Below are 17,380 nucleotides of genomic sequence, written 5' to 3' on the forward strand. Positions count from 1 at the left end.
GCTTGTATTCTAGTTTAATATATACTGAAAAGTGTTTTTGCAATGTGGACATTGAAATTGTGAATATTGTTGTAGTTCCACTTTATTTGCAACAACTGTATTTTTACAAATGGGACAAATTCCATTCACTTCATTTGGATTACCAAAAATCAATGCACTCTCTTCACCAAAACCTATGGAATTTCCCGTAACCTGAATATTTCCTTGCTGTGTAATTCCGTTCATTCCTACAGTACCTATAGAGTCCTTAAATTCTGTACCTTGCAAATAATTTGATGAATGATTTGTAGCACGTAAATGAGTACGTCTTGAATTAATTTCAACATTGTGCAAACGATTATGACTGTTATTATTCGCTGACACTGATGTAAATCCTGAATTAATAATTTGATTAATGATAGTTTGTGTACTCCAATTCTCAGTTTCAACAATAAATTCAGATGGCAGCTCTTGCTGTGCTTGTTCCATAATTAAATTAATTTTCTCATCTAAGGCTGATACAGTAGACACAGTCATAGCCATTAGTTGAATTTTCTCTATGTCGTCTTCAATTGTAGAAATACGTGTATTAGTTTGATAAATACACTCTCTCAAATCTGTAATTAAAAGTTTTAGATTGTGATTATTAACTAACTTATTAACTAATAATGCCGCTTGTTGATATCCAGGAACAGGAATTAATGTAGCTAAAAAAGTGTAAAAATCTAAATCCTCGTTTAGTTGTTGATTTGTAGATAATGTTTTAAAATATGATTTAATTTGAGTGATTTTTTCTTTGATCAATTTTTAGTCTCCTCTTTTTTAACTGTTACCAAGCAACAAATTTATAGTAAATTATTAAACTTATATTATTACTTTAGTTTAACAGCATAAAATCTAAAAATTCTCTACCATTTCTAACACTATAAATAAAAGAACCATTTATTTTTTATGATTAAAACACCATGTTTTCTTTATACAACTCTAATCATATTTCTTGCTTAATTAAAAAAGATTATCTTAACAATAAAAGTTTTATCTATATTGGAATCAATATAGATACCATATCTACTTGCTAAAGATACTCCCTAGATAATTCATTATTTATTTTCTTTTTTATATAATTTTGGATTTGGTGGTGTACTATTAAAACAAAATCTCCCTTTTACATCTTCTCCAGCAACCATAATAGGATTACCTTCTTCATCCTCAAGGAACCATATTCCTCCTACTACTTGTCCATTTTCAGGAACATAAAATTCTGCTTCTTTATATGAAAATTCTTTAAAAGAAAGTAATTTAAAGTTAATATTCCCTACTTCCAAGAGTTCATCTACAATTCTATTAGCATCTGTATATACAACTCTAAAGTTATCTTCATATGTAAGATAGCACCGTTCAATCTGTATTGCTTTTCCATCTTGAATTATCATAAAATCATCTGTACAAATAATTGTTATTTGGTACTTTTGCGTCTTAAAATCTTTATAAAAATTTAAAGCTGCTTTCCGTATTAATTTTGGTTGGTTTTTATCAAAAGAATGAGCTTTAGTCAAATTGAGGTCATTAGAAGCAAAAGACAGGTTTTGAATTTTACAATCAAAGGCGTTATTGTTATGATGCTCAATTATATACTTCTTAGCGTAAGCCGTTTCTATCGCTTCGTCACCATACCACAATTTCATTACAATTTGATGCAAATCTCTTCTTGCTCCAAAATGGCCCGAGCCAGTATAAATGTATGTTTTTTTATGATCTACAAACATTTTTTCATCCACATACCAATTAACTTTTGAAAGGTCTTTCCATATCGTAGGTGTATAATCCGTAAATCCCACTATTCCATATTCTTTATTAAAAAATTGAATTTGTTCATTATCATAACTTAGTTGAAGCTTTACACTCATTTATCCCTCTCCCCTAATATAACTACAATGATAGCTTTAAATTAATTGTCTCCTACACTTCAAATATCCATTCTCACCTTTTAATTATAGACTAACGGATACAGAAATTACATATTTAAACAACACATATTAAAATACAAAAAATCCATTTAGCTACCAAAAATAAAAAGATATATAACTAAAACTAAGAATCTTTGAATTTCTTAAGCAAATCGGTTTCATTCATTAAACAAAAAACACCATTCTCTCCTACGATTTCACAGAAAGAATAGCGTTTTTATTTTAGATTTGTTAACCTATCTTTATTTATAACTCAACCAAGCATCCGCCCAGTCCGCATGATCATTTCCATTACCGTTACCTGCATCATCAACGACTAATTTTAATTCTTTCTTGCCAGTAAGATCAACATCAACAAATTTTGCTGGCGTATTATAGTACATTGTACCGCTATTAAATACTTCTGCCCCATCAAGCAGTACTTTAAATACGACCGAACCGCCTTTACCACCAGGCTCCTGGTCGATTCCTACGTATGAATGAAATCGTTTGTAAGTTGCATTTGATATGTCGTACGTAATTTCTGACTTCGAATGCGTTCCGATTCCTTTTTTGTACGTAATCGGTCCTGTCGTTCCAAGTAATGAAAGTGGGTTTTTATCAGTGCTTTTATCTTTTTGAACCGTTGCCCATCCAGCAGTTGCTTTTACCCATGAAATGTCACTAAGATAGATGCCGCCGGAAGCAACTTGCACTTTCGTTGATGTTACCACCGCATTCCCCAATTTTACAGAAACTCCAACTTCTTTTACTCCTTTAAACTCGGATGGCGGAGTTATAACAAATGAATATGTCTCCTCTCCTCCTGCCGGTAATTGAAAGTCTGTCGCTAATGGCTGTGCATTCCAGCCTTCTGGTAATTGCAATTCAATTTTTCCAGGTGTCACTTTTTCCTTTATTTCATTTTGGACCTTTACCTTTAATGTAGTCGAACCACCTTCACTACTAATTGGATGTGGGTCAACATTTGCCGAAATTAGCTTTACTGCTGGCGTTACTTCTATTTGATTGGATTTACGAATCGTCCCGCTATCTGTAGTTACCTCCGCTTCAATGGAATACTTATTAGCAACTACATCAATAGGGACAGGTAAATCTGCCTCAATTGTTTTCGATTGCCCTGGTTCAACGCCTTCAAAAGCTACTTTAATTGGCTTCACATTCCAGCTCTCTGGAGCCTTTACAACCACTTCTCCAGATGAAGATTTCAACGTACCAAAGTTTGATAAGTTTGCCTTTACCTTAACTGTATTTCCTGCTGTTACACCGCTGGGAGATTCTAGATCGAAACTAAGCATAGACTCAATTTTATACTTTTTACCTGCTTCCGTTTTAAATGAAATCGTATCGCCATTCTTCGTAAATGGCACCGGTGTATTCGTCCCAACTTTTGTCACAGTAAACGGCGTATTGAACATTGGACTTTTTAACTTTACATCGTTTCCGTGATCAGAAGTCACCTGAATAACTGTAGGCGTGCCATTTTTCCAATCCGCATCAATCGTAAATGCACCGCGTGCTCTTAATCCTTTATAAGAACCGTCCTTCCAAACTTTCGGAAGTGCAGGCAATAGTTGAATAGAGTCGGTATGGCTTTGAATTAACATTTCAGCAATTCCTGATGTTGCGCCAAAATTCCCATCAATTTGAAACGGCGGATGCGTATCAAATAAGTTGCTGAGCGTACTTCCTGTCAGTTGACCTTGCAGGATTTTATACGCATGGTCACCATCTAACAAACGTGCCCATAGGTTAATTTTATTCGCTTTACTCCAGCCTGTTCCCTCGTCACCACGATGGTTTAAAGTAACTTTAGCTGCCTCTAGCCATTCTGGTGTATTGTGATTAATCATACTTCCTGGATATAGCGCAACTAACTGGGATATATGCCTATGCGTTTCACCAGGATCATCTATATCGTCCTTCCACTCTTGCACCTGACCATATCTACCAATTTGAATTGGCGGGAATAATTTATCCCTTTTCGCCTTTAACTCATCCCGAAATACATTATCAACCTGTAAAACTTCACTCGCTTCAATTACATTAGAGAACAATTCATATACTAACTGTTGGTCAAAGGCACATCCATTAGAAATGCCACCAAGCTCTGGAGACCAGCACGGAGAAACAACTAACTTCTTATTTTGATCTTCTACTAAAAACTTACTATGAAACACTGCCGCTTCTTTCAGTATCGGATAAATCTTTTCTTGTAAGTATTGTTTATCATCCGTAAACTTGTAATGCTCCCAAAGGTTTTGACCAATAAAGGCATTCGCACTAGGTGCCCATCCCCAGCCTAATCCCCATCCAGGCGCAGTAAATCCAAATGGATTATTCATCGTGTTAACGGTCCACCCGCCGCCTGTAACACCAAAATGTTTTTCTGCTGAAACCCTTCCCGGTTCTCTCAATGAATCAACATAATCCATTAATGGCTCAGCTGTTTCAGACAGATTTGTCACTTCTGCAGGCCAATAATTCATTTGGAGATTAATATTAAAATGATAATCACTTTCCCACGGTGGTGTGTTCGAATTATTCCATACTCCTTGTAAATTTGCAGGAAGCGTTCCTGGTCTTGAAGAAGAAATAAGCAAATATCTTCCATATTGGAAGAATAGTTCTTCTAAATACTTACTGTTTTCTTTACTGTAAGATGCTAGTAATTCATTTGTTGGAACGGATGGTTTTTCTCCTCCTAAATTTAAAGAAACACGATTAAATAAAGAGTAATAGTCTTTTATATGTGTATATTTTAAAACCTCATAACTCTTGTTAGAAATAGCAGACATAATTTTTTCAACCTTTTGATGTGGATCTTCCCCCTTATAATTCGGGTACTTATTTTCATAATCAGTAGCTGCAGTCATAATAATTGTTAAACTATCTGCATTTGCTACTTTAATTTTCCCATTCTCTGCTGTTAATGTACCGCCTTCATTTAGTACTTTAAATTCCGATTCATATTTCATTCCATTATTCGCTATTTGTCCTTTTATCGTGATTTTGTTATCTTTGGACGTTACTTGCCCTCCCTGTGCACTCGTTGGTCTAACATCTAATGAAAGCTGTTTCGATTCACTAGCAGTTAAACGCATGACCATAACGCGATCAGGGTAACTTGCAAAATATTCCCTATTATATTGAACACCTTTATAGTTATAGGACACCGTAGAAATTCCCTCATTTAAATTTAATTCCCTGCGATAATTGGAAAATGAAGACCCATCTGGCATATTAAAATCTAAGTATATGTCCCCGAAATTTTGATAGGAACCAAAGCCTTTTTGGAGACCTGTGAGAAATTGCGTAGATTCCCTTTCTGCTCCTGATTTATCACCTTTTGATAACTTTTCTCTAATGCTACCTAAGTGACTCGCTGCCCCATCACGATTCCCGTACGTATACTCACTTGTACTGCTTGGTCCGCCAGTCCAAAGCGTTTTTTCATTAAACTGAATACGTTCTTGTTGGACTCCACCAAAGACCATTCCACCCATATAGCCATTACCGATTGGCAATGCTTGTTTTTCCCAATCTTTTGCTGGCTCATTGTACCAAAGTGATAGTTTCTTTCCCTCTGGTTTTGGATTTTCAATCGTAATAGGTGCTGTTGCTTTTGCTTTACTAAACTCTCCAGTGCTTCCTAAAGAAAATAATAAAGTACTAAAAAGCAATCCCCCTGTTAATACGTTTCTCAGTTTCAAATTTCCATCCCCTTTTGAAAAGCGAATGTAAAATGTCCCCTTCTGCACATTGACTTCTTCTATTCTCTCCTTGAAATTCGCTATTCTTTTATATGGAAGTATAAGAGGCAAAAAACATTTTCCTCTTATACTTCTTTTGAAATACCTTTTCACAAACGTAATAGTTATCTAGTAAATGCTGCTGTTACACCACCATCAACTGTAATCATACATCCCGTTGTTTTATCTGCCTTTGAGGAGGCAAAGAAAGCAATTGATTCAGCAATGTCTCTCGAATAAATATTAACTAATAATGTTGTACGTTTACGGTAATGTTCCTCTAATTGATCAGGTTCGATACCATATGCTGCAGCACGTTCTTCGCGCCACTTTGAACCCCAAATAGCTGACCCTTGCAACACCGCATCGGGAAGAACTGAATTTACACGTATGCCATACTCACCGCCTTCAGCTGCAATACATCTCGCTAAATGCGTTTCGAGTGCTTTTACAGAACTGTATGCCGAAGCATTTTTTCCGGCATACACAGAATTTTTCGAGCCGACAAATACCATATTCCCGCCAATTCCTTGCTGTTTCATTTGCTTGAACGCTTCACGTGCCACTAAAAAGTAGCCTGTTCCAAGTACGTTCATATTTAAATTCCATTCTTGAAGTGTCGTTTCATCAAATGGACTAGACGTCGCAAGTCCTGCATTATTCACGATACTATCAACGCCTCCGTAAGTAAGAGCTGCCTGCTCAAATGCCGCCTTTACTTCTTCTTCTTTTGTTACATCCATTTTCACAGCAGTAGCACGACCTTCGCCGTACTTCTCGTTAATTTCAGCCGCAACTTTTTCTGCCCCTTCAAAATTCAAGTCAGCAAGCACGACATGCGCACCTTCTGAAACGAGGCAGCGTCCCGTTTCACTTCCAATTCCGCCAGCACCACCTGTAATAAACACAACTTTGCGAGAAAATTCCGCTTCAGCCGGTGCTAACGATAATTTATACAGCTCTAGCGGCCAGTACTCCACATTGTAAGATTCATTTTCATTTAAAGAAACGAAACGTCCGAGCGTTGTAGCACCTTTCATTACCGAAATTGCCCTATGATACAGCGCACCACTTACTTTTGACATTACCACATTTTTACCGGTATTCACCATACCGATACCAGGAATTAAAATAACGCGAGGTGCAGATTCAAACATTTTGTCTCCTTCGTATTTGTTACGTTCAAAGTAAGCTTTATACTCATCTTTAAAGTTTGTAACACCAGATTTAATACTCTCTATTAATCCGTCTACGTTTTTTGTTTGCGGATCCCAATCAATATAAAGAGGACTGCGCTTTGTATGAACTAAATGATCCGGACAAGCTGCTCCAACTTGCGAAAGCTCTCGTGCATCGTGGCTGTTTACAAATTGAAGTACTTCATCTGTATCATCATAGGATAATAACATTTTCTTCTCATCACTCACTGCCCCGCGAATAATCGGCATTACTTTTGCAAGAATGCTTCTACGCTCTTCTACTGAGAGTGTTTCGTATTTTTCACCTCCGAATACAGTATTTTCATTCACTCGTTCATTGATGTATTGTTCTGCCTCATTAATAACTGCAATTGTTCTTTCATAGCTTTCCTTCGCCGTATCTCCCCAAACGACTAGGCCATGTTTTTCCATTAACACGAGTTCAGCATTGGGATTATTTTTCACACCTTCTGCAATCATTTTAGATAACGTAAATCCAGGACGCACATACGGAACCCAAACGAAACGATTGCCGTAAATCTCCTCCGCAATTTGTCTTCCATTATGTGCGCAGCAAAGACTAATAATGGCATCTGGATGTGTATGATCCACATGTTTAAAAGGTAAAAAAGCATGTAATAATGTTTCGATAGATGCACGTGGATGCTTACTGTCAATCATACAATGAGCTAAATACTCTACCATTTCTTCATCTGACATTTCTTCGCGCTCCATTAATAGGCGAATGTCTTCCATTCTTAAACCCGTTAAATTTTGTGCTTTCATCGTTGCTAAATCGGATCCACTTCCCTTAACCCACATCACTTCTATATCTCGGCCGCGGAAATCTTTTTCAAAGGTCTTTACCGATGTGTTTCCGCCTCCCCAATTACATACAGCACGGTCTGTTCCAATTAAATTTGAACGATATACTAATTCGTCTACTCCTTGCGATAATTGTGATGCCTTTGTTTCATTCCATAAACTGTTAACCATCTTTTTACCCCCGTTGTTTTTTTATTGTTCTATTATTTCGGATACGAAAATAGTGTGTATCCGTATGTTCAAGAGTTTCCTATTACTTGCGATTTTTTTTAACACTACAATTGTTACACTTTCATTCCAATGCGAAAAAATATGCTCTATAGTAACCCCCCGACGTACGATCAGGGGGGAGTTTTCACTTACTGATATAATGGACCAAAGTTTTGGCAGGCACGGTAATCTGCAGCTTCTGGATCTTTTGTTCCGAACATCCCCCATGCACTCGGTCTGAAGATGTCCTCTTCTTTGACGTTATGCATATTCACAGGAATTCGGAGCATGGAAGCAAGAGTAATTAAATCACCGCCAATGTGGCCGTAGCTTATTACACAGTGATTAGCACCCCAATTATTCATTACTGTGTAAACATTTTGAAAGGCACCTTCTCCCGTTAAATTTGGCACAAACCAAGTTGTTGGCCAAGTTGGATCTGTTCTCCCATCCAATACGTCGTGAACCTCTTCTGGTATTTCAACCGTATAGCCTTCTGCAATTTGTAAAACAGGTCCTAATCCTTTCACAAGGTTGAGGCGAGCTGCTGTTACAGGCATATTTCCTTTTGTTAAGAAATCGCTCGAGAACCCGCCCCCGCGGAAATATCCTGTTGAAGCTGGTCGCCAGGAAGTAGCTGCCAAACATTTTTGCGCTTCTTCCTCTGTAATTTCCCAAAATGGTTTTATAGCAGGCTTTCCATCTTTCGTTTGTTGTCCTGTCCCGTCAAGTGCAGCTGAACCGGAGTTAATCATATGAATAAATCCATGTTCCGCCAATCCTTCAGGTTTATGCCCTGTCACGCGTTCTACTGCCTCTGGGCTCCAATACGTTCTTACATCTGCAAAAACTTGAGCTGTATTTGTTAATAAATGGCCAAATAGCATCGTAACTCCATTTAAACTATCATTTTCAGTAGCCATAATGTATGGCGGGCGAATTCCGTTCCAATCAAATGAGGAATTTAAAATCGTCTCCATAAAATCACCGTTCGGGAAATGATCCGTCCATTGACGCTGGCCTTGGAAACCTGCGGAAATCGCGTTATGCCCTAGCGCTTCTTCACCATAACCAAGTTCCTCTAGTTTCGGATTTCCAACCATGAGATCTCTTGCAATTAACGTCATTTTCACGCTAGTTTCCCAGTCTTTATTCTTTTGCTCCCTTGATCGTTGCATCTCTTCCGCATTATTATCTGGACCTTCTGGGCAATACTCCTTCACCCAGTTTAAAGCTCTTTCATATTCTTCCTTATCATAAATCTCTTCATCTATCCTTCTGACAAATTCGGTCATATCAATATATTCATTTCTCATTCCTAAATAATCTTGGAAAAACTCGGGGTTAACAGTACTACCGACAATCCCCATAGATACAGATCCCATCGAAAGATACGATTTTCCTTTTAAAGTAGCAACGACAAGACCAGACTTTGCAAATTGAAGTAATTTTCCCTGCACATCTTCAGGAATAGATGTATCACTTAAATCTTGCACATCTTTCCCGTATATGCCGAAAGCCGGAATACCCTTTTGATTGTGGGCAGCTAAGACAGCTGCAAGATACACTGCCCCTGGACGTTCTGTTCCATTAAATCCCCATACTGCTTTTGGAATGTCTGGATTCATATCCATCGTTTCAGAACCATAGCACCAGCATGGTGTAACAGTAATAGAAACACCAACTCCCTCTATCGCAAATTTTTCAGCCGCTTTGGCCGCTTCCGCCACACCGCCAATACATGTATCAGCGATGACACATTCTACTGCCTCGCCATTGTAATGACGTAAATTTTCAGTTAATAAATTTGCTACCGATTTTGCAAGATTCATCGTCATATCTTCAAGAGATTCACGTACACCATTTCTTCTGCCATCAATTGTTGGTCTAATCCCGATTTTTGGTAATGTATTGTAAAATCTATTATGAACTGTTTTCATTTTAAAGCTCCCTTCTTACTACATTGTTATCGATTATTTCAAGAAAACGGCCGTATGCTTCCTGCCATTCTAATTGATTTTGAGGTTGATAATGTTTAACAGGAAACGAGTTTTCAACAATGTCTCTACCTTCCTTTAAATCCTTTATTTTTCCTAGCGCGATCCATTGCGATAATGAATTTCCAATCGCACTCGCTTCAACTGGACCCGCTACAACAGGGCGGTTAGTCGCATTTGCGGTAAATTGACAAAAAAGATCATTCTGAATACCACCGCCGCCCATGTGGATGACTTCTATTGACTTATCAGTTAACACTTCCAGCTTCTCTAACACCCATCTGTACCTCAGTGAAAGACTCTCCAAAATACAGCGGAGGAAACTCCCTTCCGTTTCAGGCGGCTGTTGACCACTCTTTATACAGAAATCTCGGATTTGTTTTAGCATATTTTCCGGATTGAAGAAAGAAGGATTATCTGGATCTATGAAATGTGCAAATGGCTTTGTATTTCGAATCAACGTTTCTTCTTCTTCGTAAGTAAAAAGCTTGCCTTCTTTTGCCCAAGTCCCCCTACATTCTTGCATGAGCCATAACCCCATAATATTTTTAAGTAGTCGAAACTCGCCATCTGCCGTTCCTTCATTTGTAAAGCCCCATTCCAAAGCCTGTTCATTAATGACCGGATCCTTCACTTGAACTCCCATTAAGATCCATGTACCACAACTCATAAAAGCAGAATATTCCGACTTTATAGGTAATGCGGCAAGAGCACAGGCTGTATCATGTCCTGCACCAGCAATAACTTTAACAGGCTTCATGCCAAATTCGTTATGAATGGAAGAAAGTGTCGGACCGAGAGTTGTTCCTGGCATCACAATATTTCCCATGATTTCTTTAGGTAGCTTTAACTTAGTCATAAGGGCGGTATCCCAATTATGCTCATGAATGTGAAATAATGATGTCGTTGTACTAATCGTATATTCATTCGCCTTTTCGCCGGAAAATAAATAACTCAATAAGTTTGGTGTTAATAATAGAGTTTTTGCCTTTTCTATTAAATCTGGGTTATTCTTTTTTATCGTATAAAGCTGGCAGATCGTATTAATTGTTGCTGGCGTGACTCCCGTTCGAGAGAACAAAACATCCCTCGGAATGACTTCCGTGATTTCTTTTAAACTATCATTTGTATGCGGATCTCTATAAGAATAAGGATTGCTAAGCAATTCTCCTGTTGCAGAAAGAAGTCCGAAATCAACGCCCCACGTATCGATAGATAAACTTTCGATCGACTTATGACCGTTTTGAATACTTTTCCCTATTCCATTCTTCATTTCTTGGAAGATCCTTAAAATATCCCAATAGTAATGACCAGTTGCGTAAATAGGGCGATTGGAGAACCGGTGAACTTCTTCAAGATAAAGGCGTTTCCCATCAAATCCACTTACCATTAAACGCCCATTAGATGCACCTAAATCAAAAGCCCAAACTTTTTCCATTCCTTCACACCCCTCGGAAACACTTCAATTACTCCGCATCTTTTAATAGTTGTAATCTATATTTCTCAGAAGATAGATTTCTTAATTCGTGACATTCTTCCTCTGTCAAAATTCTTGGCACGCCCACCGTCGATGCAATCGTATATACTTTGGCCGCTTCTTCTAGAATTTGCATGAGAAAATATGCTTCTTTCATTGTTTTACCAACCGTAAGTACTCCATGATTCCTCATTACGACTACATCATTTTCTTCAATCACATTTGATACAGCGTTAGCCAATACTTCTGTAGTCGGAATCATATATTCAAGATAAGATACGCTTTTGATCATTGCTGGAAAATCTGGGAATAGACTCGGAATGGTATGACCAGTACATGATACACCTACCGAATAACTTGGATGAGCATGTAAAACAGCTGTTATATCAGGACGTTTACGAAAACATTCCAGATGCATTAATATTTCAGAAGATGGTTTTAAATCATCCAATATCTCACCAGTTTCAATATCGACACGTACCCACTCGTGGTCTTCTATCTCTTGCAAATCAAAACCGCTAGGAGAGATGTACATCATATTTCCGTCTCTCATACTTAAATTTCCACCTGCTCCTACTACAAGACCCGTTTGGACAATCTTATTTGCATATAATTTCAAATCATTTATTACACTCGACAATAGTATGCACCTCAGTTTCTCTCTTATTTGCACCGCTAGTTTCGATTTAGATTTTATTGATATAGAACTTCCTTAATTTTTGGATCATCAATGTTCTTTTTATCGTACCAATAGAAACCAGTGTCAATTGTTTTGGATACTTGTTTCCCATCTAGGTTCTCAACAGCTGCTTTAACAGTTTCGTAACCAATTCCAATTGGATTTTGCGTAATCGCACCTGCCATTACTCCGCCCTTAATCGCATCAATTTGTAGTTTTCCAGAGTCAAAGCCAACTACTACTACACTCTTTTTGTTCAATTCTTTAACAGCATTTACTACCCCTATCGCAGAACCTTCATTTGTACCGAAAATACCTTTTACATTTGGGTGCGCTTGCATAATTGCCTTAGCAGCGTCAGTCGATTTTAATTGATCGCCGCTACCATATTGAATATCGACAAGTTTGATGTTCGGATACTTTGATTTGATTGTATTTACAAAGCCATCTCGGCGTTCAACACCTGTTTTACTTGTCTGGTCGTGAGCAACTACTGCTACTTCTCCTTTTTCACCAATTAATCCAGCCATTTTCTCAGCTGCAAGAGCTGCCGCTGCCTTATTATCTGTTGCTGCTGTTGCAACAGGTATATCTCCCTCAACACCTGAGTCAAATGCGACAACAGGGATTTTTTTGTTTTTTGCTTGTTCTAATAAAGGAAGGGCTGCCTTAGAGTCTAATGCCGCAAACCCAATAGCATCTGGTTTTTTATCAAGTGTGCTACGGAGCATTTCAACTTGTTTATCCACCTGCGCTTCCGTTTCAGGACCTACAAATGTAATATTCACCTTATACTCATCTGCTGCTTGCTCAGCCCCTTTTTTAACTGCCTGCCAAAACTGATGCTGGAAACCTTTTGAAATAATCGCAACATAGCGCTTGCCGTCATCTTTTGCAGGAGCATCACTATCCTTACTTCCCGTGCTTGCATTATTTGAAGAACACGCTCCCATAAACATTGAGATTGCGAGAATTGATGATAAAACGATGCCCTTTTTTGCTTTTTTCATCCAAAACTCCCCCTATATATTGTTTTATTTAAAAACAGTATCGCAGTTAATTCTTTGCTTTTTTGTTTCGTAACACATCTGCGTAAACTGCCAATAAGATAACCGCTCCAACAACTACTGTTTGCCACTCTTGCGGTACGGAAAGGATTTGAAGACCATTTGTTAACACACTCATAATCAATGCACCGATAACCGTACCAAGAATTGTTCCTTTACCACCACTTAAAGAAGTTCCTCCGATAACGACTGCTGCAATTGCTTCTAGTTCATATCCCGCTCCTAAAGCTGGCTGGGCAGAATTTAGACGAGATGCCATTATGATCCCTGCAACACCAGTAAAAACACCTGCAAGCATGTAGATAATGATTTTCCACTTATCAACATTCACTCCTGAAAGCCTAGTTGCTTCTTCATTGCTTCCTAGTGCAAATGTATACCTTCCGATAATCGTTTTATTTAAAATTAAGCTTGCGAAAATAGCCATTCCAAAAAAGATGAAAACAGCATTCGGAATAGCAAAGCCAGGGATAATAGAACCCATCGCAATTTTGTTAAAGCTTGGTATAGAAGTGAAATAAATTGGAGTGGCTTTCGAAATAACAAGTGCCAATCCTTTCGCGATCATCATCATCGCTAACGTTGCAATAAATGGCGGAATCTTCAATTTTGCAATTGCAGCTCCAGAAATTAAACCTACTACGGCACCTATTAAAATACCCCCGAGTACAGCTACCCAAACTGGTAAACCTAAGTTGACAGCAAACACACCTGTCATAACCGAAGACAAGGTTAGTACGGTTCCACAGGATAAATCAATTCCACTTGTAACGATAATCATCGTTGCCCCTAAAGCAAGGATGCCTGTAACAGCTGTTGATAAAAAGATGCCTATAATATTATCAAATTGCAGAAAATTAGCTGAAGCAATTGAAAAAATGACAACAAGTACAATTAAACTTGCAAATGCTAGAAGCTGCTGAAGAGCATTTGTATTCATCCCTTTCCTCATCTTCCCTTCAACTGGAAGTTCGACTACCTTTTGTAATTCCATTCTTGTTCACTCCTTTATCATCCGTTAGTATCCATTACATAATACGTTTTGTTGCAAGAGTCATAATCGCTTCTTGCGATGCTTTTTCATCATTTTTCAATTCTCCTGTTATTTTGCCTTCACACATGACAATGACACGGTGACTGATTCTTAAAATTTCAGGAAGTTCCGAAGAAATCAGAATAATAGATTTTCCTTGCTGTGCTAAATCATGTAGTAACTTATAAATTTCGTCTTTTGCCCCAATATCAATCCCGCGAGTAGGCTCATCAAAGATTAAGATATCTGAATCTCTAGTCAACCACTTGCCTATAACAACTTTTTGCTGATTCCCTCCTGAAAGATTTTTCACTAATTGATTACCTGATGGTGTTTTTATTTTTAACCTCTTAATTAATTCCTCAGATTGTTGATCCACTTTCGATACATGCATCCAGCCGAAAGGTTTCACATAATCTTTCATCGATGCCATTGCAATATTTGTTTTTACATCCATCCCAACTAAAAGGCCAAACTGTTTTCGATCCTCAGATAAATATCCAATCCCATGTTGCACTGCATCGGAAGGATTTTTAATATTCTGTCTTTTTCCTTTAATAAAAATCTCCCCTGAATCTAGTGGGTCTGCCCCAAATATGGCACGGGCTACTTCTGTTCTTCCAGCTCCCATCAATCCAGCAAAGCCAACGATTTCCCCTTTATACAGTTCAAAACTTACATCCTTTATCGTGTTCCCTCTCTTTAAATTTTTTACTTCAAACACCTTTTCTCTCGATCTCTCTTTCATTTCTGGTTTTTGATTGTTATCAATTTTCCGTCCAACCATCATCGAGATAATTTGTTCAATCGTTGCATCCTTTGTATGCATCGTTCCTACATATGTACCGTCTCGCATAATCGATACACGGTCCGTAATTTTCTTTAGCTCTTCCATACGGTGAGAAATATAAACAATTCCTACACCGTCCTCCCGTAATTTCCGAATCATCACAAATAATGCATCGATTTCAGTATCCGTTAAAGCTGCTGTTGGCTCATCCATAATCAATACTTTTGAATCAAAGGATAGAGCCTTAGATATTTCTACCATTTGTTGTTTCGCAACTGTTAAATTGCCTACCAATTCTCTTGGGTCTAGATGAATGTTTAACCTTTCAAATAGTTTTTTTGCTCTGTTATTTAGTTCTTTTTCATCCAAAAAAAGATTAAATAGCCCTTTAGGTTCTCTTCCAATAAAAATATTTTGGGCAACTGTTAAATGCGGAGCTAAATTAAGTTCCTGATGGATTATACTGATTCCAAGTCTTTGTGCTGCTTTTGTATCGGGAACCTCGATTTCTCTTCCTTCGTATGCAATCGTTCCAGTATCCCTTTGATAAATCCCTGTTAAAATTTTCATTAATGTAGATTTTCCGGCTCCATTCTCTCCCAAAAGTGCGTGAACTTCGCCTTTTTTCAATTCAAACCGCACATTAGAAAGCGCTTGCACCCCAGGGAACGCTTTACTAATTCCATCCATTTTCAGTAGCAATTCACTCATCCTATCACCTACTACCCTATCAATTTTTTATTCAAATACTATATTAGTTTCATCATGCGTTAATCCGTAACCACGCCCTTTTTTAAAATCATATTGGCATAGAGAGCACTTTCACTCGTTGCAACAATTGCATACGCCTTCTTTGCCCTCTCATAAAATGCAAAGCGGTCAATCATCTCAAAACCATCAAAATGAGTATCATATTTTTTAATTGTTGCATCATACGTTTCCCAAATGGAGGGGGATACATGATCCCCCTTTACAACCTTCATTAACGAAACAGAATGATTACTATACGTATCGAGCGGAAAGAATTGCAAAATTGCCTGTAATACTTCAAGAACCCCATGACCTTCACATCGAATGAGCTTCATCCCGCAAGAGGCAGCAGGGAAATTGCCATCCGCTAAAACAATCTCATCCCCATGTCCCATTTCTAAAAGAACTTTCATTAAATCTGGACTAATTATTTTCGGTATTCCTTTTAGCATTTCTATCTCCTTTCTGACTTTCATCTTAATGAAAATACGTTTTAACAACCTATACTTTGTGCATCTATTAATAATTGAGGTTTAAATATTTCATTAAAAGGGCCTTCTTCATTATTTAAACGTTTTAGTAATATATCACCTACTCTTTCTCCCATTTCATATGGTTTGTGAGCTACAGATATAATCCCAGGTGATTGTAATAATTGCGCTGCTTCCACATCACCGAAAGAAGCGATCACTATGTCATCTGGTATTGAGTAGCCTCTCTTCGTTAATTCAAGAAGAGCACCAAATGCCATTTCATTGTTCAAGGTTAGAATAGCTGACGGTTTCTCAGTGAAATTAAGAAAATAATCGACTGCTTTCATTCCGCCCTCTCTAGTGAACGTGCTATTAAATGTATAGTTTTCATCTTCCTGAACCCCAAACTCTTCCAAAGCTTTTTGAAATCCTTCATAGCGCTCTTTACCTGTACTAACGTTTAACAATCCATTTACAAGACCAATCGATCGATGCCCTTGTTTTAAAAGATAGCTCGTTAATGTATAAGCACTTTCAAAATTACTTTCTACAACTGAATCTAATTTTGAATCTCCAATCTCAACAGTCCGATCAACTAAAACAATTGGTACACCAGCCTGATGAATACTTCTTACTCTTTCTTCACACCCTCCAGCAGTAGCAAGTACAATCGCATCTACCCGTTGTTCCACTAGTAGCTGCAACAATTTATCCTCTTTTTTAGGATTTTCATGACTACTACAGAAAATAAGGTTATAGCCCTTTTGCTGTACAATATCTTCAATCGCCTTTGAAATTGTCATGTAATAATGGTTTGTAATATCCGGAATCACAACACCAATCGTGTATGTTTTATCTTGCTTTAAACTTCTAGCAATCGCATTTGGTTGATAATTCAATTTTTTCACAGCTAAATGAACACGATCTTTAATGTCGTCACTTACAAATCCACTTTCGTTTAACACACGAGATACTGTAGCTGTAGACACATTCGCTTCCAATGCAACATCTTTAATTGTAGACTTAGCCATTTCATCACTCTTTCTAAATTTTCAAGAAATCGTTTACTTCAGTTTTGTTTAAACCCTTATTTCATCCATGTAAACGATTACTTAGTAGTTTACATGGATAATAATAATTTAATTTTCAGAATATTTCAAGGCTTTTTATAAACATTTTTTT

At 37.6% G+C, this 17,380-nt stretch carries 12 protein-coding genes; all 12 read right to left on the bottom strand.

Going from position 1 to position 17,380, the window contains the following annotated elements; genetic code table 11:
* Positions 1–9 precede the first annotated feature (9 nt).
* Complete coding sequence (locus ACTFNE_RS09245) at positions 10–783, bottom strand: hypothetical protein (protein WP_061182537.1); 774 nt, start codon at positions 781–783, stop codon at positions 10–12.
* A 296-nt stretch (positions 784–1,079) separates the two neighbouring features.
* Positions 1,080–1,886 carry a hypothetical protein gene (locus tag ACTFNE_RS09250; RefSeq protein ID WP_113759987.1) on the bottom strand — a complete coding sequence of 269 codons (807 nt, stop codon included), beginning with the start codon at positions 1,884–1,886 and terminating at the stop codon, positions 1,080–1,082.
* A gap of 302 nt (positions 1,887–2,188) precedes the next feature.
* Positions 2,189–5,659 carry a glycosyl hydrolase family 95 catalytic domain-containing protein gene (locus tag ACTFNE_RS09255; protein WP_270706109.1) on the bottom strand — a complete coding sequence of 1,157 codons (3,471 nt, stop codon included), beginning with the start codon at positions 5,657–5,659 and terminating at the stop codon, positions 2,189–2,191.
* Positions 5,660–5,823: 164 nt separating this feature from the next.
* A complete protein-coding gene (locus tag ACTFNE_RS09260) occupies positions 5,824–7,893 on the bottom strand; it encodes a bifunctional aldolase/short-chain dehydrogenase (RefSeq protein WP_270706108.1) in 2,070 nt (689 codons plus the stop codon).
* Positions 7,894–8,081: 188 nt separating this feature from the next.
* Positions 8,082–9,872, bottom strand: coding sequence for an L-fucose isomerase (locus tag ACTFNE_RS09265; RefSeq protein ID WP_270706107.1), 1,791 nt, complete (start codon positions 9,870–9,872; stop codon positions 8,082–8,084).
* A 1-nt stretch (position 9,873) separates the two neighbouring features.
* Entirely contained in the window at positions 9,874–11,367 is a 1,494-nt protein-coding gene (locus ACTFNE_RS09270; protein ID WP_270706106.1) for a rhamnulokinase, read from the bottom strand.
* 28 nt (positions 11,368–11,395) lie between these two features.
* The gene (locus ACTFNE_RS09275) at positions 11,396–12,046 is read right to left on the bottom strand and encodes a class II aldolase/adducin family protein (protein ID WP_270706105.1); all 651 of its coding nucleotides are present in this window, start codon (positions 12,044–12,046) and stop codon (positions 11,396–11,398) included.
* A 53-nt stretch (positions 12,047–12,099) separates the two neighbouring features.
* Entirely contained in the window at positions 12,100–13,095 is a 996-nt protein-coding gene (locus tag ACTFNE_RS09280; protein WP_000709392.1) for an ABC transporter substrate-binding protein, read from the bottom strand.
* Between the two features lie 46 nt (positions 13,096–13,141).
* Complete coding sequence (locus ACTFNE_RS09285) at positions 13,142–14,146, bottom strand: ABC transporter permease (RefSeq protein ID WP_270706104.1); 1,005 nt, start codon at positions 14,144–14,146, stop codon at positions 13,142–13,144.
* Between the two features lie 34 nt (positions 14,147–14,180).
* Positions 14,181–15,686: a sugar ABC transporter ATP-binding protein gene (locus tag ACTFNE_RS09290; protein ID WP_046199557.1), complete on the bottom strand. Its 1,506-nt coding sequence runs from the start codon at positions 15,684–15,686 to the stop codon at positions 14,181–14,183.
* A gap of 59 nt (positions 15,687–15,745) precedes the next feature.
* Entirely contained in the window at positions 15,746–16,177 is a 432-nt protein-coding gene (gene fucU / locus ACTFNE_RS09295) for an L-fucose mutarotase (RefSeq protein ID WP_270706103.1), read from the bottom strand.
* 41 nt (positions 16,178–16,218) lie between these two features.
* The gene (locus ACTFNE_RS09300) at positions 16,219–17,229 is read right to left on the bottom strand and encodes a LacI family DNA-binding transcriptional regulator (protein WP_046199558.1); all 1,011 of its coding nucleotides are present in this window, start codon (positions 17,227–17,229) and stop codon (positions 16,219–16,221) included.
* Between the last annotated feature and the right edge of the window lie 151 nt (positions 17,230–17,380).

It is taken from the genome of Bacillus cereus group sp. MYBKT111-2, assembly GCF_051915205.1.
Classification (GTDB): Bacteria; Bacillota; Bacilli; order Bacillales; family Bacillaceae_G; genus Bacillus_A; species Bacillus_A paranthracis.

Coding starts and splice junctions, on each gene's coding strand:
- ACTFNE_RS09250 (WP_113759987.1), bottom strand. CDS start 1,886: ATGAGTGTAAAGCTTCAACTAAGTTATGATAATGAACAAATTCAATTT.
- ACTFNE_RS09260 (WP_270706108.1), bottom strand. CDS start 7,893: ATGGTTAACAGTTTATGGAATGAAACAAAGGCATCACAATTATCGCAA.
- ACTFNE_RS09265 (WP_270706107.1), bottom strand. CDS start 9,872: ATGAAAACAGTTCATAATAGATTTTACAATACATTACCAAAAATCGGG.
- ACTFNE_RS09270 (WP_270706106.1), bottom strand. CDS start 11,367: ATGGAAAAAGTTTGGGCTTTTGATTTAGGTGCATCTAATGGGCGTTTA.
- ACTFNE_RS09280 (WP_000709392.1), bottom strand. CDS start 13,095: ATGAAAAAAGCAAAAAAGGGCATCGTTTTATCATCAATTCTCGCAATC.
- ACTFNE_RS09285 (WP_270706104.1), bottom strand. CDS start 14,146: ATGGAATTACAAAAGGTAGTCGAACTTCCAGTTGAAGGGAAGATGAGG.
- ACTFNE_RS09290 (WP_046199557.1), bottom strand. CDS start 15,686: ATGAGTGAATTGCTACTGAAAATGGATGGAATTAGTAAAGCGTTCCCT.
- fucU (WP_270706103.1), bottom strand. CDS start 16,177: ATGCTAAAAGGAATACCGAAAATAATTAGTCCAGATTTAATGAAAGTT.
- ACTFNE_RS09300 (WP_046199558.1), bottom strand. CDS start 17,229: ATGGCTAAGTCTACAATTAAAGATGTTGCATTGGAAGCGAATGTGTCT.